Origin of the sequence: Enterobacter sp. N18-03635 (assembly GCF_004006055.1) — a bacterium.
GTDB lineage: Bacteria > Pseudomonadota > Gammaproteobacteria > Enterobacterales > Enterobacteriaceae > Enterobacter > Enterobacter vonholyi.
In genome coordinates this window covers 819,680-837,250 of sequence record NZ_CP034769.1, presented here as the reverse complement: position 1 = coordinate 837,250, position 17,571 = coordinate 819,680, and the positions used below count along the sequence as shown (strand labels likewise).

Below are 17,571 nucleotides of genomic sequence, written 5' to 3'. Positions count from 1 at the left end.
GTAAACAATGCAGCAGTTACAGAACGTTATTGAGTCCGCTTTTGAGCGTCGCGCCGAGATTACCCCGGCAAATGTGGATACCGTGACCCGTGAAGCGGTAAACCAGGTGATTTCCCTTCTGGATTCCGGCGCGCTGCGCGTGGCAGAAAAAATCGACGGTCAGTGGGTCACTCATCAATGGCTGAAGAAAGCCGTGCTGCTCTCTTTCCGCATCAACGATAACCAGGTTATCGACGGAGCTGAAAGCCGCTACTTCGATAAAGTGCCAATGAAATTCGCTGACTACGACGAAGCGCGTTTCCAGAAAGAAGGTTTCCGCGTGGTACCGCCTGCGGCAGTACGTCAGGGCGCATTCATCGCACGCAATACCGTGCTGATGCCATCCTACGTGAACATCGGTGCCTACGTTGACGAAGGCACGATGGTTGACACATGGGCAACCGTCGGTTCCTGCGCGCAGATCGGTAAAAACGTTCACCTGTCCGGCGGCGTGGGCATCGGTGGCGTTCTGGAGCCACTGCAGGCTAACCCGACCATCATCGAAGACAACTGCTTCATCGGCGCCCGCTCTGAAGTGGTAGAAGGCGTGATCGTTGAAGAAGGCTCCGTGATCTCCATGGGCGTTTACATCGGTCAGAGCACCCGTATTTATGACCGTGAAACCGGCGAAGTTCACTACGGTCGCGTTCCGGCGGGCTCCGTGGTGGTTTCCGGTAACCTGCCGTCAAAAGATGGCAAATACAGCCTCTACTGTGCGGTTATCGTGAAGAAAGTGGATGCGAAAACGCGCGGTAAAGTGGGCATCAATGAATTGCTGCGCACCATCGATTAATCGGGTATAACAAAAAGCGGGGGCAACCCCGCTTTTTTTATATCTGAGGGTGGCGAAAATAGATTTTTTCGTTAATTATTCAAAGGTTATGTTGAGATCAAGGGTACCGCTATGTACGATAATCTGAAAAGTCTGGGCATTACCAATCCTGATGAAATTGATCGTTACAGCCTCCGCCAGGAAGCCAACAACGATATTTTGAAAATCTATTTTCACAAGGACAAAGGAGAGTTTTTCGCCAAAAGCGTGAAGTTTAAATACCCACGCCAGCGTAAGACCGTTGTTGCTGACGGCGTAGGTCAGGGATACAAAGAAGTACAGGAAATCAGCCCTAACCTGCGCTATGTGATCGATGAACTCGATCAGATCTGCCAGCGCGACCGCACCGAAGTCGATCTCAAGCGTAAGATCCTTGACGATCTGCGTCACCTGGAAAGTGTTGTGACTAACAAGATCAGCGAGATTGAAGCGGATCTTGAGAAATTAACCCGGAAATAAAAGCAAAACGGCAATCCTTGATTGCCGTTTTATAGTGTTTGCGCCCTCTCCCCGTGGGAGAGGGATGGGGTGAGGGCACCAGACCACACTCAGTCATCTCTGCTCGTCCAGCTGCAGCGCCACATACAGCAGCAGCCTGTCGTCGAAATTCCCCAGGTCCAGCCCCGTCAGCTCCGAAATCCGGTTTAACCGATACTCCAGTGTATTGCGGTGAATAAACAGCGCCTTCGAGGTTGCCAGCGGCTGCACGTTATGGCGGAACCATGCCTGCAGCGTCCGGCGCAGCAGGCCGTTGTTGTCCATGGCTTTCAGACGCGCTAATGGCCGCGCCAGCTCATTGGCCTGCCAGCCCCCGCGCAGGCTGTCGAGCAGCACCGGCAGCATCAGATCCTGATAGAAATAACAGCGGCTCTCCGGCATCCGCTGCTTGCCCACCATCATGGTGGTTCGCGCGGTACGCCAGGAGCGGGCGATACTGCCCGGCCCGGTAAAGTAGTTGCCCAGCGCAACGCGAAAACGCAGCTGACCATTCTCCTTCATCCGGGAGATCAGCAGCTCCACGCGACGACGATGATCGTCCGCATCCCAGCGGCCAAACGCATTGAGCGCCGGTTTGAGCACCACCATTTCCGTCAGAGAAACGATCGCCACCAGGTTATCGCGCTCCGGCGTCGCCAGCGCATTTTGCAGCTGCTGCAGCTCGGCCATCGCGCTGTCCACGCCAAGCTGGCCGCTATCGACCTCAATCACCGCCACCACGCGCGGCTGGTTTAGATCGATCCCCAGACGCTGGGCCCATTCACTCAGTGCAGGCGTATGCTCTTCCGCCTGAATAAGGTTCATCACCAGCTCTTCGCGCAGGCGGCTGTCCTGAGCGAGCAGGTGCATCAGGCGCGACTGTTCCAGCATCATCTCTGCCGTCATGCAGACCAGCTCACCGTATTTTCGCAGCGACTCGGGCTCGCCGGTGAGGCCGATGACCCCCACAATCTCACCTTCAAGGCGCAGCGGTAAATTGATGCCCTGACGGACGCCGTGCAGGTGTTTCGCTACCGCATCGTCGATATCCACTACCCGCCCCTGAGAAAGCACGAGCAGCGCACCTTCGTGCAATTCCCCAATACGCTCGCGATCGCCGCTGCCGATAATGCGCCCGCGAGCATCCATCACGTTGATATTGGTATCAATGATGCGCATGGTGCGCGCCACGATATCCTGCGCCATTTTGGTATCAAGATGCCAGCCAGCCATGCAACCCTCCCGTGAGCAGAGCTCAAGCATAGGGAAGTTCAGCTGCGGCTGCATTGTGCAAATGCACAAAGAGAGAGGGAAAAGTATGGAGTTGTGGTTACAGTCACAGAAACGAGAAAGCCCCTGCGAACAGGGGCTTCAGAGGATTACTGCATCAGCAGATAAAGAGAGGTATCACCACGCTGGATATTCAGCGCCAGCACGGAAGGCTTGCTGTCGAGAATTTTGCGCAGTTCAGCGATGTTTTTAACCGGCTGCTGGTTAGCGCCCATGATCACATCGCCTTTTTTCAGGCCGATACGGGCTGCCGGTGAATTCGCTTTCACGTTATTCACCACCACGCCTTTGTCTGCGCCTTTATTGCTCATCTCGGCACCTTCAATCCCGCTGAAGATGGTGCTGGAATCCACCTGATTCTGGCTGCTCTGCTGCAGCTCCAGGCTCACGTTAACCGGCTTACCGTCGCGCAGCAGGCCGAGGGTCACTTTACTGCCAATCGGCATTGAGCCCACTTCGGCGCGCAGGGCGGCAAAGCTGCTGATCGGCTTACCGTTCAGGGAGGTGATCACATCCCCTGCTTTAATGCCCGCTTTCGCCGCAGAGGAATTCGGCATCACCTGGCTGACGAATGCCCCGCGCTGGGCGTCAACTTTCATTGCCTTCGCCAGTTCGGAGTTCAGCTCCGTACCGAGGATACCCAGCTCGCCGCGTTTCACCTGGCCATACTGCACCATCTGCGCGGTCAGGTTTTTCACCATGTTACTTGGGATAGCAAAGCCGATCCCGATGTTGCCGCCGTCCGGTGCCAGGATCGCGGTGTTGATACCGATCAGCTCACCGTTCAGGTTCACAAGCGCACCGCCGGAGTTACCGCGGTTGATCGCTGCATCCGTCTGGATGAAGTTTTCGTAGTTTTCCGCGTTAAGGCCGCTACGACCCAGCGCAGAGACGATACCGGATGTCACGGTTTCACCCAGGCCGAACGGGTTACCGATCGCCACGGTGTAGTCACCCACGCGCAGCGCGTCGGAGTCGGCAATTTTAATTGCCGTCAGGTTTTTCGGATCCTGAATCTGGATCAGCGCGATGTCGGAGCGCGGGTCTTTGCCGACCACTTTGGCGTCAAACTTACGGCCATCGCTCAGCTGAACCTTAATGCTGTTAGCGTTATCGACAACGTGGTTGTTGGTAACGACGTAGCCTTTCGCTGCATCAATGATTACCCCCGAGCCAAGCGCCATGAATTTCTGCTGCTGGCCGCCGCCCTGGCTGTCATCCCCGGCACCGCCGCCCTGACAGAACGGAGAGCTCTGGAATGGCGAACCGTCCTGGCAGAACGGCGAGTTGTCGCCGAAGAACTGCTGGAAGTTACGCGGCATACGCGGCGTATTGACGGTCGTGCTGCCCTCAACGTTAATACTCACCACCGATGGCATCACTTTTTCGAGCATCGGTGCCAGGCTTGGCATCTGCTGCGCGGTTGCTGCCGACGACGCGGTCTCGGCTGCAGTAGCAGTCAGAGGAGACAGCGCTAAACCTAAACTCAGAGCCAGTGCACTCATTGCTAATGTGGTTTTTTTCATGTTTCTCAATCTCGATTTACAGGTAACGCAAAATTGCTGTGTAACTCAGATTCGTTTTATACCGCTTAGTTCCGGCGATAAGTTTATGGAAAAGGTAAAAATTTATTGGCCGTCTTTACAAAACTCCGGGATTATTCCACCGCCATCAGCTTGCGGTATTCATCCCAGGCATACAAATCCGTCATACCGCTGATATAGTCCTGGATAAGACGGCAGCGATAATAATATTCCATTACCGGCCATTCGGGAGAGTTGCGTTCCAGCTTGCCAATCGCTTCGACATACGCCAGACGATGCCGGGTAGAGAGTTTTTGATAAAGCCGCGATTCGATGGGTATTCTGCGCACGCGCTCGTGTTCCACCAGCTCGCTGAATTCGTCGACCGAAAGCTGGAGCAATGGGGAATAAATTTCCAGTAACCCACTGATTACCCGATAGCCCTGCAGCTCTAGCTGCTCGACATCCGGATGGCTGAATACATGCCGCATCGCAACATGTTTATAAAGTTCAAGGAGCTGGCTGAAACTGCTGTCATCTTCCAGCAGCGCGTGGTTGAATTCCCCGCTGAAAATGAGCGGCAAATTATCAATAAAGCGCGACGCCGCGTATGGCACCAGTTTATTTAATGTATTGACCCGCAAATACATAAAGAACTGGTCTTCCGTACTGCGGCTTAATGTATTTGAGCGCGATTTTTCCCAGGCATTTTCGACAACCTGCGCAAACAGCGAGCCTTTTTCGTGAGTACCCCAGGCCGCATAAAGATGCTGATAAAGCTCCTCGACGCTGAAAATTCTTTTCTCAACGGCATCTTCCAGATCGGCCACGCAATAGGAGATATCATCGGCGGCTTCCATAATCCAGGTCAATGGAAAACGACCGTTTGGCGTCAATGAAAGTTCTTTACGCAGCCTCTCAATATAGGCCTCTTCGGAAAGGTAATAGCCCGGTTTTTTCATTAAATAACTGTGGGACGCGGGGGGATCCCCCATCCACCACGCGGGGCGCGTATATTTTAGAATGCAGCCGACCTGTGCCCAGGTCAGGTTCATGCGCATCAGGGAGTGGACCAGACGGATCCCCTGCGCGTTGCCTTCAAAATGACAGAGATCCTGACGTACCTTGCGGCGCAGATCGTTCAGCCCCTCTTCGCCTTCACGCAGGCGTAAATCGCGTACGATGCAGCGATCGTCGCTCAGCGGCTGGCTCACCGCATCCGAAGGGTAAAGCCGTTGTTTAAACCAGTCATTGATAGCCGCCTCACCAAAGTGACCGAAAGGCGGGTTGCCGATGTCATGCATCAGGCAGGCCATCTCAACGATGCTCTCAAAAGGCCCCGTCAGCTCGTCCAGACCATAGGTTTCCAGTAAACGCTGCTCTTTGAGACGGCTCAAAACCTCCTTGGCAATGTAGCGCCCGACCTGCTGCACCTCCATGGAGTGGGTTAAACGCGTGCGCACCGCGGCGTTACGTTCCAGCGGAAAGACCTGGGTCTTTTGCTGCAGACGGCGGATGGCGGGCGAGTTAACGATCCGCCCGCGATCGCTTTCAAAGATACGCAGGATCTCATGTTCGCTCTTGTCGCCCTGCGGCGAACGGAAACGTCGGTGCCAGTTAATTTTGGTGCGAAAATCGATTGGTGACATGTGCTCCCCCGCCTGAGAATGCGTTTCCCCTTAACCGCATGATAGACTATGCATCTTAACAAGGCACATCGCGAGTAAATCTATGAAAATCGGCATTATTGGTGCAATGGAAGAAGAAGTTACGCTCCTGCGTGACAAAATTGAGAACCGTCAGACCCTCTCTCTGGGTGGTTGTGAGATCTATACCGGTCAGCTAAACGGTGTTGACGTGGCTCTGCTGAAATCAGGCATCGGTAAAGTCGCTGCGGCGCTGGGTGCCACCCTGCTGCTTGAGCGCTGCAAGCCGGACGTAATCATTAATACCGGCTCTGCGGGCGGCCTGGCGCCGACGCTGAAGGTGGGTGATATCGTTGTTTCCGACGAAGCGCGCTATCACGATGCGGACGTCACCGCGTTCGGTTACGAGTACGGCCAGCTTCCTGGCTGCCCGGCAGGATTTAAGGCTGACGACAAACTGATTGCGGCGGCAGAGACCTGCATTGCGGAGCTCAACCTCAACGCGGTACGCGGTCTGATTGTCAGCGGTGATGCGTTCATCAATGGTTCCGTGGGTCTGGCGAAAATCCGTCATAACTTCCCTCAGGCGGTAGCCGTTGAGATGGAAGCGACCGCGATTGCTCACGTTTGCCATAACTTCAGCGTACCGTTTGTGGTGGTTCGCGCCATCTCTGACGTGGCAGACCAGCAGTCCCACATCAGCTTCGACGAGTTCCTGACCGTTGCGGCAAAACAGTCCACCGTGATGGTGGAACGCCTGGTGCAGAATCTGGCACGTGGCTAAACATACCCTCAGGGCGCTTGCCGCCCTGCTTCTTTTCGCACCGCTGTGGCTTTATGCGCTACCGCGCGTAATTACCCTCTCTCCCGCGAATACGGAACTGGCATTTGCCGCCGGGATCACCCCCGTTGGCGTGAGCAGCTTTTCGGATTACCCACCGCAGGCCGCGGGTATTGAACAAGTGGCAACCTGGCAGGGGATGAACCTTGAGCGCATAGTGGCGCTTAAACCGGATCTCGTGCTGGCCTGGCGTGGCGGCAACGCCGAGCGGCAGGTCAACCAGCTCACTTCCCTTGGCATAAAGGTGATGTGGATAGATGCCGTCAGCATTGAGCAGGTCGCTCAGGCGCTCCGCGCCCTGGCACCCTATAGCCCTACGCCCAAAAAAGCAGAGGCCGCGGCAAAACAGATGCTGAGCGACTATGCGGCGCTGAAATCCCGATACGATACCCCTGTTAAAAAGCGCATCTTCCTTCAGTTTGGCAGCCAGCCGCTGTTCACCACCGGGAAAGGGTCGATTCAGAACCAGGTGCTTGAAGTCTGTGGCGGTGAAAACATCTTTGCAGCCAGCCGGGTGCCGTGGCCTCAGGTAAGCCGTGAGCAGGTTCTGGCGCGCCAGCCACAGGCCATCGTCGTGGTCGGAAATGCGAGCGAAATTCCCAAAATTGAGCAATTCTGGCAAAGACAGCTAAAAATACCGGTGATCCCCCTCAACAGCGACTGGTTTGAACGCGCCAGCCCGCGTATTATCCTCGCCGCAAAACAGCTCTGTGCCGCGCTGGCAGAGAGTCACTAACATAAGACCCTTTTCGAGGATTTAACGATGCTCGTTTATTGGCTGGATATTCTTGGCACAGCCGTTTTTGCTATCTCCGGCGTCCTGCTCGCCGGAAAACTGCGCATGGATCCGTTTGGCGTGCTGGTGCTGGGCGTCGTGACCGCCGTCGGCGGCGGGACTATCCGCGATATGGCGCTGGCGAATGGGCCGGTGTTTTGGGTGAAAGATCCGACCGATCTGGTGGTCGCAATGGTCACCTGCCTGTTAACCATTGTGCTGGTTCGCCAGCCCCGCCGATTACCAAAATGGATATTGCCGGTACTGGATGCCGTCGGTCTGGCCGTGTTTGTCGGTATTGGCGTCAATAAGGCGTTTAATGCGGGCACCGGTCCGATGGTGGCAATCTGCATGGGCGTATTAACCGGCGTGGGCGGCGGCATCATTCGCGACATTCTGGCGCGTGAAGTGCCGATGATCCTGCGTACTGAAATTTACGCGACGGCCTGTATTGCGGGCGGCATTGTCCACGCGACCGCGTACTACACCTTTGCAATTCCGCTGGAAAACGCCGCAATGCTGGGGATGGTCGTGACGCTGGTGATACGTTTAGCGGCGATACGCTGGCACCTGAAGCTGCCGACGTTTGCGCTGGATGATAATGCAAGATAAAAGCAAAACGGTAACCGTCAGGTTACCGTTTTTAGTATTTCTCCCTCTCCCTGTGAGAGAGGGCCGGAGTGAGGGCATCAGCCCGCACTCTCTTAGATGCTGAACGAAGACCCACACCCGCAGGTGCTTGTGGCGTTCGGGTTGGTCACCACAAAGCGCGAACCTTCCAGACCCTCGGTGTAATCCACCGAACCGCCCACCAGATATTGCAGGCTCATCGGGTCAACCACCAGCGCGACGCCTTGTTTCTCGATAGTCATATCGCCGTCGTTAACCTGGTCGTCAAAGGTAAAACCATACTGGAAGCCGCTGCAGCCACCACCGGTAATATAAACACGCAGTTTCAGATCCGGATTGTCTTCGTCGGCAATCAGGGTTTTCACTTTATTGGCTGCTGCTTCGGTAAATTCCAGCGGCACAGCTACGTCATCACTCATCTTATGCTCCCATGAATACTGCTATTGGGTAAAATTCACCCAATTCTTTTCGTCATTATCTAATACCCTGGTAATTCATTCAAGTATTCTGCGCGGCGGCCCGCTCCGCCTCTTGTTTTGCCAGAGTACGCGCAAGGATGGTGGAGTATAGCGGTTTTCCACCCAGGAACTGGGCTAATAGTGTCGCGCCGAGACAGGTAATGATCATTGGCAAAATGAGCTGGTAATTGTCCGTCATCTCCAGCACCAGCACGATCCCGGTCAACGGCGCACGAAGGGACGCGGCCAGCAGCGCCCCCATTCCGGCGACGGCAAACGTCCCGGCGTCAAGATGATAGGCGGGAAACCCCGCTTCAGCCGCCATACCAAACGCGGTGCCGAGCAGCGTACCCAGCGCCAGCATCGGGGCGAAAATCCCTCCCGGCGCGCCCGAGGAGAAGCACAATACCGTGGTAATGACGCGGGAGATAAACATAAACAGCAGCAGGCCTACGCTGAAATTCCCCGCAGCCGCAATGGGTATCAGCCCGAAGCCACCGCCCGCGGCATTCGGCTCGATGAACCCAAGCACGCCGCACATGCCGCCCAGCAGGCCGCCCATCAGCACCCATTTCGTCGTGTTGCCGCCGTGAATGCGCTGAAACATATCCTGAGCGCGCAGGATAAAGGTGTTAAACAGCGGCCCCACCACGCCAAAAATCATGCCGAGGATCAGATAAAGCCACAGGGTGTTGACCGGCGCATTGGTCAGTTTCCCCACTTCAATTACCGCCCCTTCGCCATTAAAAAGGCGGAAGACAATGCTCGACATAATGACGCCGGTAAACACCGCTTTAATGGAGATCAGGTTGTAGCGAAACTGCGCGCGCATCTCTTCGATGATGAACAAAATGCCCGCCAGCGGCGCGTTAAACGCCGCCGACAGCCCCGCCGCCGCGCCGGTCGCCAGCAGCGTATGGCGCGCTTCGGCGCTGCGCATCCGAAAGAGATCGCCCACCATGCGGCCGAGGTTCCCGCCCAGCTGAACCGTGGGTCCTTCCCGTCCGAGTACCATTCCCGCGCCCAGAGTTCCCATGCCGCCGATGAATTTAACCGGAATCACCCGCCACCAGCGCACCGGACGCAGCTCCTCCAGCGCGCCTTCAATTTCCGGGATGCCCGATCCCCCCGCTTCCGGCGCGAATTTACGCACCAGAAAATACCCCACCATGGCAAACAGCGCAGACAGCCCGAATGCCCACACCCAGACCAGCCATTCGCTATTGGCGAAACCGGCCACGGTGCCCACTCGCCAGTTGAGCACGGCATTAACCGCTTTTTCAAACGCCACGCCCACCAGCCCGGCGAGTGTTCCCACCACGGCGGCAGCCAGAAGGATCGCCAGCGGCGTTTTATCGCGGTTAAGCAGCCGCCGAATGCTGATTCGGTGCTGAGCGCGCGTAAACTGTTGTTCTTCAAAAGACGGAGAATCTGATTTCATGTCCTGTTCTTATTCGTCATACAAAAGCCGCGTGGATTTTACCAGAGACTGCCCTACCGTCTCCTGAAAATTACTTAACAAATCTTAAAGCATTACCCGGCTAAAAATTTCATAACCATCCCCGAATCACTTAGAATAGTGGGCTTAACCATTTTATACGAACCAGGAACGACGCCATGAGCAAGTCTGAAAACCTCTACAGTGCAGCCCGCGAGCTTATTCCGGGTGGCGTGAACTCACCTGTGCGCGCCTTCACCGGCGTGGGCGGTACGCCGCTGTTTATCGAACGTGCTGACGGCGCGTATCTGTATGATGTCGATGGCAAAGCCTATATCGATTACGTCGGCTCCTGGGGCCCGATGGTGCTGGGTCACAACCACCCGGCTATTCGTAACGCGGTAATTGAAGCCGCCCAGCGCGGCCTGAGCTTCGGCGCGCCAACCGAAATGGAAGTGAAAATGGCGGAGCTGGTGACTGAACTGGTGCCTACCATGGACATGGTGCGTATGGTGAACTCCGGTACCGAAGCCACCATGAGCGCCATCCGCCTGGCGCGCGGTTTTACCGGCCGCGACAAGATTATCAAGTTTGAGGGTTGCTACCACGGTCATGCGGACTGCCTGCTGGTGAAAGCGGGTTCCGGCGCGCTGACGCTCGGCCAGCCGAACTCCCCGGGCGTACCGGCAGATTTCGCGAAGCACACCCTGACCTGCACCTACAACGATCTTGCTACCGTTCGCGCGGCGTTCGAGCAGTATCCGCAGGAGATCGCCTGCATCATCGTTGAGCCAGTTGCGGGCAACATGAACTGCATTCCACCGCAGCCTGATTTCCTGCCGGGCCTGCGTGCCCTGTGCGACGAGTTCGGCGCGCTGCTGATCATCGATGAAGTCATGACCGGCTTCCGCGTGGCGCTGGCGGGTGCCCAGTCTTACTACGGCGTTGAGCCGGACCTGACCTGCCTCGGTAAAATCATCGGCGGCGGCATGCCTGTTGGTGCATTCGGTGGGCGTAAGGACGTGATGGAAGCCCTGGCGCCAACCGGTCCGGTTTACCAGGCGGGCACGCTCTCCGGTAACCCAATCGCCATGGCGGCGGGCTTTGCCTGCCTGACCGAAGTGGCTCAGCCAGGCATTCACGAAACCCTGACCGACCGTACCACGCAGCTGGCAAACGGCCTGCTGGAAGCGGCAGAAGAGGCCGGCATTCCGCTGGTGGTTAACCACGTAGGCGGGATGTTCGGGATTTTCTTCACCGACGCGAAAACCGTGACCTGTTATCAGGACGTGGTGAAGTGCGATGTTGAACGCTTCAAGCGCTTCTTCCATCTGATGCTGGAAGAAGGCGTCTACTTCGCGCCGTCAGCGTTCGAAGCGGGCTTTATGTCCGTGGCGCACAGCGAAGAAGATATCAATAATACCATTGACGCGGCGCGTAAGGTGTTTGCGAAACTGTAAGATGTGCGGCTTGATGCCCTCACCCCAACCCTCTCCCACGGGGAGAGGGAGCAAACACTAAAACGGCAATCAAAGGATTGCCGTTTACTTTTATTACCTACTCTGCTTTCTCAACAGATAAATAAAGTACGGCGCACCGATAAAGGTCGACAGCAGACCCGCCGGGATCTGATACGGGAACAGCACCATTCTTCCGCACCAGTCCGCAAACACCAGCATCACCCCGCCCGTCAGGGCCGACATAACAATATGCGGCATCGTCCGGCGGAATCCCATCATTCTGGCAATGTGCGGCGCCATTAACCCGACAAAGCTCAGCGGTCCAATCGTCAGGGTTGCCACAGCCGTCAGGCACGCAGCCAGCAGCAGCAGGGCCACACGCGCTGGCGTCAGCGCCATTCCCACCGCGCGCGCGGTTTCGCCGCCGAGCGGCAGAATGGTCATCCAGCGGCGGCACAGCGGCACAAACGCCAGCAGCACGAGCATCACCATCCCGGACCAGATTACCTGGCTGCCGGTGGCGCCGTACGTTGAGCCGGAAATCCAGGTCAGGATCTTCGCCATACGCGGATCGCCGCTCGCCTGAAGCATCATCAGCAGCATCGTGAACGCGGTGCTGAGCGCCATCCCCGCCAGCAGCATGCGGTGCGGTGAAAACCCGCCGCGACCGGCGGCAATCAGGATAATCAGCAGCGTAACTGCCGCACCGAGACTGCCGGCAGGCATCAGCCAGCCAAACGCATTCCCCGGCACGAAGAACAGCATCAGCACCACGCCAAAGGCGGCGCCGGAGCTGATCCCAAGCACTTCCGGGCTCGCCATCGGGTTGCCGGTAAGACGCTGAATAATGCATCCTGCCACCGCTAGCATCACGCCTGCGATCAGCGCAGCGAGGATACGCGGCCAGCGCCACTGCAGCAGGTCGTTGAGTAAATCGCCCGTTGCCCAGTGCCAGCCCGAGGCATCGCGTCCGAATGAAAGCGCCGCGAACGAGGCGATAATCAGCACCGCCAGACCGGCAAGGCTAAACCACAGCACCGACTGACGTTCAGCGTAGACTTTGTCGCCAGCGTCCATCGCCGGTGCGCTCATGCTGCGCAGGCGCGGGAGCAGCCACAGCAGCAGCGGCGCCCCGATAAGCGCGGTCACAGAGCCAGTAGACACTTCCCTCCATACCTGCGCCAACCAGAGAATAAGCTGATCGGAAAGCCAGAGGATCAGCGCCCCAATCAGCGGCGCCAGCATCAGACGCGCCAGCAGGCGACGCGCGCCGAGCATTTTCGCCAGCAGCGGCGCAAACAGGCCGATAAACCCGATGATGCCGACCGCGTTCACCAGCAGGGCGCTCAATACGATCGCCAGCGTCAGCGCCGCCAGGCGAGCCAGCGACAGGGCCAGCCCCAGGTTACGGGCCACGCCATCGTCCAGCCCCATGAGCGTCAGGGGACGCAGGAGCAGCAGCGTCAGCACGACGCCGCCAGCCAGCTGCGGCCAGAGATGCTCTACAACGCTCCAGTCGGTCTGGGTGAGCGTGCCGGTACTCCACAGGAACATGCTTTGCAGCCGATCGTGATGGAACAACACCAGCAGCTGGTTAATCGCCCCGCAGTACAGGCTCACCACCAGCCCGGCCAGGATAAGCGTCACGGGAGAAAGGCGTTTGCCCCAGGCCACGCCAAAGACCAGCGCGCCCACCACGCACGCCCCCGCGAGTGCCGCAAACTGCGAGGTTAACGCTCCCGGCAGCGTCCACAGCGTGGTGATGGTGATCCCAAGCTGTGCGCCGGTCGCGACGCCGAGCGTGGTTGGCTCTGCCAGCGGGTTACGTAAAACCTGCTGGAACAGCACGCCCACCAGCCCTAAACCGGCACCGACTAACAGGGAGATTGCCAGACGCGGCAGCAGGCTGTAGTGGAACAGCATCTGCTGAATATTGTCGATATCCGGCGAGGCCAGAGCGGTCCCCCACTGTGCGCGTGGTAAGGCCGCAGAGAGGTTGAACCCGGTTAATACCAGCGCAACCAGAAAAAGCAGGGATAACAGCAGCGCCGGGAAGCGGGCGATACGCGTACTCATGCTTTACCTCCCAGAGCGTTATCAAGCACGCGGGCAAAATGCATGGCCGACAGCGTCGCGCCGTAGAACCAGACCGCCGGAGCGCGCTGGAAGCGCTTCTCGCGCACAAACGGCATCGCCTGCCAGAGCGGAGTCGCCATCAGAGTTTGCATGTCGCGTTCGTTGCCGTGGTCGAAACACAGCACGTCCACGTCGCGAAACGCCGCCAGACGGTCGATACCCACGGCGGTACTGCCCCAGAACGTCATCTCCCCTTCCCAGGCATTACGAATGCCGAAGCTGTCCAGCACCTCCTGGAAAAGACAGTTTTTACCGAAGACCAGCATATGGCGGGCATCCAGCAGCGTCACCATCAGCAGCGGACGATCGCCCCGGTGAGCAAAGCGCGGCTTCAGGGAGTCGAGCAGGGCATCAAATTCGTCGAGGTGTTTTTTGGCCTCCACCTCGCGGTTGAGGAAATGCGCCATCTCGTTAATCGAATTTTTCGCTACGGCCAGCGGTTTTTTACCGTCGCTGAAAGCGAATCCGCGCCCGGGCGCAATGCGCGCCATGACCTCCTCTGAGGGACCGTAGCCCGCAGACCAGAACAGGAACGAGGGTTTCATCTGGGTGAGCAGCTCAAGGTTTGGCTCCGTTCGCAGGCCGACGTCGATTACCGAGTCCGGCAGCTTCGGCTCGTTCACCCAGAGGTTATAGTTGGGAATGTCCGCGACGCCGTAGGGCGTGACGCCGAGCGCCATCATCAGTTCGACCGGCAGCCACTCCAGGGCCACAATACGGTGCGGATCGACGGTGGCAGCACGCGCCGTATTCATTTTTAACAGCAGCGGTGAAAGGGCCATCGCCGTCAGCAGGCGACGGCGGCTAATGCGTGTGTTATTCAGCATCAGTAGACAAAGCTCACCGGTGCAGCCCCGGCCGGGTGAGGCAGAATACCCATCGGAATACCGTAAATATGTTCCAGCGTTTCGCTGCGCATCAGCTCGGATGGTGTACCCTGCGCAATCATTTCGCCACCGCGCAGCGCAACAAGGTAGTCACAGTAGCGTGCCGCCATGTTGATATCGTGCAGGACCGCAATGACCGTCAGACCACGTTCCTGGCTTAAGCGGTGCACCAGCGCCAGCACGTCGACCTGATGGGCAATATCCAGCGCGGAGGTTGGCTCATCCAGCAGCAGGCAGCGGCTGTCCTGCGCCACCAGCATCGCAATCCACGCGCGCTGGCGTTCGCCGCCGGACAGGCTATCCACCAGACGGTGCGCCAGCGGTTTCAGCCCGACCAGCGCAATCGCCTCTTCCACTTTCTCTCTGTCAGCAACGCCAAAGCGCCCAAGCGCCCCGTGCCAGGGATAACGCCCAATTGCCACCAGCTCACGCACCGTCATCCCTTCCGCCTGCGGCAGCTGCTGCGGCAGATAGGCCACTTTGCGGGCAAACGCTTTGCTGCTCCAGCTCTCCAGCGGCTGGTCATCCAGCAGAATATCGCCTTCAGAAGGCGGCTGATGGCGCCCCAGCATCTTGAGCAGCGTAGATTTACCGGAACCGTTATGACCAATCAGGCCAGTGACTTTACCTGCGGGAAACGTCAAAGAGAGCGGATGCAGCAAGGTGCGCCCGGGTACGCGAAAGGAGAGATGGTTAAGCGTAAAGGTGGTGTCGGGTTGCGTTTGATTATCCTGCATATCAGCCAACTTAAATAAAAAGGGCACGGCGAACCGTGCCCGAAGAGAGATTAGAAGCGGAAGGTCGCGGTGGCAACAACCTGACGTTCAGCACCCCAGAAGCAGCCGTAAGTATTAAAGCAGCTGGCAACGTACTCACGATCGAACAGGTTGTTCACGTGTAGCGCGACGTTTGAGCCAGCCATGCCAACGCGTGCCAGATCGTATCTGACCAGCGCATCGACAACGGTGTAGCTGCCTACTTTAAAGGAGTTCGCCGGATCGCCATAGCTTGAACCCGTGTAACGCACGCCGGTACCCAGCGTCAGGCCAGACAGCGCACCGTCAAACAGCGTGTAATCACCCCACAGCGATGCCATGTGTTTTGGAACCTGAGCAGGCGTGTTGCCTTTATAAGTGGTGTCTGTGGTGTATTCGGCATCGGTATAGGTATAAGAACCCACCAGGTTAACGCTTGCAGACAGGGCCGCTTTCGCTTCCACCTCTACGCCACGCGCGCGGATTTCACCGCCCTGTACCGAGAAGAAGGAGCCCGCCGGGTCCGCCATCAGGTTGTTGGTTTTGGTCAACTGGTACAACGCACCGGTGACGACGATCGGACGATCGTTCGGCACGTATTTCACGCCCGCTTCGTACTGTTTGCCTTTAGACGGTGCAAAGACGTTGCCGTTCGCTCCGGTCTGAGAAGCCGGTTCAAACGACTCGCTATAGCTAAAGTACGGGGTTACACCGTTATCAAACAGGTAGTTAACGCCACCGCGCCAGGTGAACTGGGTATCATCACGTTTGGAGGTGGTGTTCGTCACGCGGTTGTAGGATTCCTGATCGGCCCAGTCATAACGACCGCCCAGGGTTACCAGGACTTTGTCCCACTCAATTTGATCCTGAGCGTAAACGCCGGTCTGTTTTTGCTTGTTCAACACCTGATAGGCACCTGACGGTCCAGGATGTGAACCGAAATCGAAATCGCTACGATCGAGGTTATAGATATCAGATGGCGCAACGGAACCGGCATAGCCGAACCACGAGTCGATGTCATTACGCATGCGCATGAAATCCACCCCAGTCAGCAGAGTATGATCGAGTGAACCTGTCGCGAACTTGCTCTGCAACTGCGTATCAACAGTGAAGTTTTCCAGCTTCTCGTTATCGATCACATACTGGCGAGTCAGCGTATGACCCCACTGCGACTGAGGAACGCTCGCGCAAGGGCTGGATGCCGGATTACTCGAGTAGAGCGGATCGGAACACATGCCGTAGCCGTAGACGCTGTTTTGGGAAGTTTTATTCTGCGCATAGCGCAGGTTCTGACGCACGGTAAAGGTATCGTTGAACTCGTGGTCGAAGCTGTATCCCACCATTTTCTGGTTACGGGAATAGGTATTGTTCTTCGCGCCTTCGTTGAAGTTCGTCGGCAGACGATCGCCGTTCGGCAGCGGATCAACCGTTCCCTCTTTTGGCAGCCAGCCGTAGTAGCCCGTTTCAGGTTCGTTCTGGAAATAGGAGAGGAACGTGAAGGTGGTTTTATCATCCGGACGCCAGGAGAACGATGGCGCGATGGCGTAACGCTGCTCGCCCTTACCTTCCTGCTGGGAATTATTAGAACGCGCAACGCCCGTTAAACGGTAAGAGTAAACGCCGTCATCGTCGATTGCATCGCTAAAGTCGAACCCGGTCTGGAACAGGCTGTCCGTGCCGACTTTGAACTGGATCTCTTTCAGGGGCTCGGTTGTTGGGCGCTTACTGACCATGTTCAGCAACCCGCCAGGGCTGCTTTTACCGTACAGAACGGAAACCGGACCGCGCATGATCTCGGCGCGCTCCAGCATATAAGGATCAATCACCGCGTCGTTATAGAAGTTCCCCTGCATTTTCATGCCGTCGAGGTAGTTATTCTGCGTCTGACCATCGGCTGCGAAGCCGCGAATAATCAGATAGTCATAGGTGTTAGACGCACCGCGAGTGCCTACCGCAACGCCCGGCGTATAGCTCAGGGCTTCTTTCACCGAGCGCGGCTGATGCAGCGCCATCTCTTCGGCAGTGACGACAGAAATAGACTGCGGAACCTTTTGAATAGGGGTATCCGTTTTGGTTCCGGTCGCGGATTGCCTTGCGGCGATGGTAGCAGCAGGGCCCCAGGCACTTTCCTGTGCCGCAGGAGCTGCTGTTACCGTAATGGTTTCTTCTTTTTTCGGGGTTTCGGCAGCATGTGCATAAGTTGACATGCCGGCAACCGCTGTAGCGACGACGACCGCGAGTTTACGCAGCGACGTGTTCATTGGCTGAGCAGTATTGGAAAGCGCCATGTTGAATCTCTGATGTGAAAGTGAATGATAACGTAAACGAGAATTATTATTATGAGCGCCAGAATAATATGCGAAACGCTGGTTGCATAGCAAGCA

15 protein-coding genes are annotated in these 17,571 nt (G+C 57.0%); 6 read left to right on the top strand and 9 right to left on the bottom strand.

The features are described from left to right. The first annotated feature begins 7 nt into the window (after positions 1-7). Positions 8-832 carry a 2,3,4,5-tetrahydropyridine-2,6-dicarboxylate N-succinyltransferase gene (gene dapD, locus ELK40_RS04645; RefSeq protein ID WP_008501915.1) on the top strand — a complete coding sequence of 275 codons (825 nt, stop codon included), beginning with the start codon at positions 8-10 and terminating at the stop codon, positions 830-832. A gap of 111 nt (positions 833-943) precedes the next feature. Next, positions 944-1,330 carry a DUF3461 family protein gene (locus ELK40_RS04640; protein WP_014168696.1) on the top strand — a complete coding sequence of 129 codons (387 nt, stop codon included), beginning with the start codon at positions 944-946 and terminating at the stop codon, positions 1,328-1,330. Positions 1,331-1,423: 93 nt separating this feature from the next. Here ELK40_RS04640 and cdaR read toward each other — a convergent pair whose 3' ends face one another. From cdaR to dgt, 3 genes are all read right to left on the bottom strand, one after another. Beyond that, positions 1,424-2,581 carry a DNA-binding transcriptional regulator CdaR gene (gene cdaR / locus ELK40_RS04635; protein WP_127729662.1) on the bottom strand — a complete coding sequence of 386 codons (1,158 nt, stop codon included), beginning with the start codon at positions 2,579-2,581 and terminating at the stop codon, positions 1,424-1,426. Between the two features lie 146 nt (positions 2,582-2,727). Further along, the gene (degP, locus tag ELK40_RS04630; RefSeq protein ID WP_024907518.1) at positions 2,728-4,164 is read right to left on the bottom strand and encodes a serine endoprotease DegP; all 1,437 of its coding nucleotides are present in this window, start codon (positions 4,162-4,164) and stop codon (positions 2,728-2,730) included. A 131-nt stretch (positions 4,165-4,295) separates the two neighbouring features. Then, positions 4,296-5,810 (bottom strand): dGTPase, encoded by a 1,515-nt coding sequence (gene dgt, locus ELK40_RS04625; protein WP_127729660.1) that lies wholly within the window; start codon positions 5,808-5,810, stop codon positions 4,296-4,298. Between the two features lie 82 nt (positions 5,811-5,892). On the opposite strand from dgt, the gene mtnN reads away from it, so the two are divergent. Genes mtnN through ELK40_RS04610 form a run of 3 tightly spaced genes read left to right on the top strand, consistent with a single transcriptional unit; the run spans position 5,893 to position 8,035 of the window. Next, positions 5,893-6,591 carry a 5'-methylthioadenosine/S-adenosylhomocysteine nucleosidase gene (gene mtnN, locus ELK40_RS04620; RefSeq protein ID WP_115876408.1) on the top strand — a complete coding sequence of 233 codons (699 nt, stop codon included), beginning with the start codon at positions 5,893-5,895 and terminating at the stop codon, positions 6,589-6,591. Next, positions 6,584-7,384, top strand: coding sequence for a vitamin B12 ABC transporter substrate-binding protein BtuF (gene btuF / locus ELK40_RS04615; RefSeq protein ID WP_111963999.1), 801 nt, complete (start codon positions 6,584-6,586; stop codon positions 7,382-7,384). Before mtnN ends, btuF begins: the two co-directional genes overlap by 8 nt. A gap of 27 nt (positions 7,385-7,411) precedes the next feature. Continuing rightward, positions 7,412-8,035: a TRIC cation channel family protein gene (locus ELK40_RS04610; RefSeq protein WP_115876409.1), complete on the top strand. Its 624-nt coding sequence runs from the start codon at positions 7,412-7,414 to the stop codon at positions 8,033-8,035. A 92-nt stretch (positions 8,036-8,127) separates the two neighbouring features. Here the strand turns inward: ELK40_RS04610 and erpA are convergent, their stop codons facing one another. Continuing rightward, on the bottom strand, positions 8,128-8,472 hold the full coding sequence (erpA, locus tag ELK40_RS04605; protein ID WP_008501923.1) for an iron-sulfur cluster insertion protein ErpA: 345 nt from the start codon (positions 8,470-8,472) through the stop codon (positions 8,128-8,130). Positions 8,473-8,551: 79 nt separating this feature from the next. Continuing rightward, on the bottom strand, positions 8,552-9,952 hold the full coding sequence (gene clcA, locus ELK40_RS04600; RefSeq protein ID WP_127729658.1) for a H(+)/Cl(-) exchange transporter ClcA: 1,401 nt from the start codon (positions 9,950-9,952) through the stop codon (positions 8,552-8,554). 176 nt (positions 9,953-10,128) lie between these two features. On the opposite strand from clcA, the gene hemL reads away from it, so the two are divergent. After that, positions 10,129-11,409 carry a glutamate-1-semialdehyde 2,1-aminomutase gene (gene hemL, locus ELK40_RS04595; protein WP_127729656.1) on the top strand — a complete coding sequence of 427 codons (1,281 nt, stop codon included), beginning with the start codon at positions 10,129-10,131 and terminating at the stop codon, positions 11,407-11,409. Positions 11,410-11,502: 93 nt separating this feature from the next. On the opposite strand, the gene fhuB is transcribed toward hemL, so the two are convergent. The 4 genes from fhuB to fhuA are packed head-to-tail and all read right to left on the bottom strand — an operon-like array spanning position 11,503 to position 17,475. Then, positions 11,503-13,485 (bottom strand): Fe(3+)-hydroxamate ABC transporter permease FhuB, encoded by a 1,983-nt coding sequence (fhuB, locus tag ELK40_RS04590; protein ID WP_127729654.1) that lies wholly within the window; start codon positions 13,483-13,485, stop codon positions 11,503-11,505. Continuing rightward, positions 13,482-14,372: a Fe(3+)-hydroxamate ABC transporter substrate-binding protein FhuD gene (gene fhuD / locus ELK40_RS04585; protein ID WP_127729652.1), complete on the bottom strand. Its 891-nt coding sequence runs from the start codon at positions 14,370-14,372 to the stop codon at positions 13,482-13,484. The genes fhuB and fhuD overlap by 4 nt, the downstream gene beginning before the upstream one ends. After that, on the bottom strand, positions 14,372-15,169 hold the full coding sequence (fhuC, locus tag ELK40_RS04580) for a Fe3+-hydroxamate ABC transporter ATP-binding protein FhuC (RefSeq protein ID WP_127729650.1): 798 nt from the start codon (positions 15,167-15,169) through the stop codon (positions 14,372-14,374). Before fhuC ends, fhuD begins: the two co-directional genes overlap by 1 nt. Positions 15,170-15,219: 50 nt before the next feature. After that, positions 15,220-17,475, bottom strand: coding sequence for a ferrichrome porin FhuA (fhuA, locus tag ELK40_RS04575; protein ID WP_111964006.1), 2,256 nt, complete (start codon positions 17,473-17,475; stop codon positions 15,220-15,222). Positions 17,476-17,571 lie beyond the last annotated feature (96 nt).

Excerpts from the sequence above, each read along its gene's own strand:
- dapD (WP_008501915.1), top strand. The coding sequence starts at position 8 with ATGCAGCAGTTACAGAACGTTATTGAGTCCGCTTTTGAGCGTCGCGCC.
- ELK40_RS04640 (WP_014168696.1), top strand. The coding sequence starts at position 944 with ATGTACGATAATCTGAAAAGTCTGGGCATTACCAATCCTGATGAAATT.
- cdaR (WP_127729662.1), bottom strand. The coding sequence starts at position 2,581 with ATGGCTGGCTGGCATCTTGATACCAAAATGGCGCAGGATATCGTGGCG.
- degP (WP_024907518.1), bottom strand. The coding sequence starts at position 4,164 with ATGAAAAAAACCACATTAGCAATGAGTGCACTGGCTCTGAGTTTAGGT.
- dgt (WP_127729660.1), bottom strand. The coding sequence starts at position 5,810 with ATGTCACCAATCGATTTTCGCACCAAAATTAACTGGCACCGACGTTTC.
- mtnN (WP_115876408.1), top strand. The coding sequence starts at position 5,893 with ATGAAAATCGGCATTATTGGTGCAATGGAAGAAGAAGTTACGCTCCTG.
- ELK40_RS04610 (WP_115876409.1), top strand. The coding sequence starts at position 7,412 with ATGCTCGTTTATTGGCTGGATATTCTTGGCACAGCCGTTTTTGCTATC.
- erpA (WP_008501923.1), bottom strand. The coding sequence starts at position 8,472 with ATGAGTGATGACGTAGCTGTGCCGCTGGAATTTACCGAAGCAGCAGCC.
- clcA (WP_127729658.1), bottom strand. The coding sequence starts at position 9,952 with ATGAAATCAGATTCTCCGTCTTTTGAAGAACAACAGTTTACGCGCGCT.
- hemL (WP_127729656.1), top strand. The coding sequence starts at position 10,129 with ATGAGCAAGTCTGAAAACCTCTACAGTGCAGCCCGCGAGCTTATTCCG.
- fhuB (WP_127729654.1), bottom strand. The coding sequence starts at position 13,485 with ATGAGTACGCGTATCGCCCGCTTCCCGGCGCTGCTGTTATCCCTGCTT.
- fhuD (WP_127729652.1), bottom strand. The coding sequence starts at position 14,372 with ATGCTGAATAACACACGCATTAGCCGCCGTCGCCTGCTGACGGCGATG.
- fhuC (WP_127729650.1), bottom strand. The coding sequence starts at position 15,169 with ATGCAGGATAATCAAACGCAACCCGACACCACCTTTACGCTTAACCAT.
- fhuA (WP_111964006.1), bottom strand. The coding sequence starts at position 17,475 with ATGGCGCTTTCCAATACTGCTCAGCCAATGAACACGTCGCTGCGTAAA.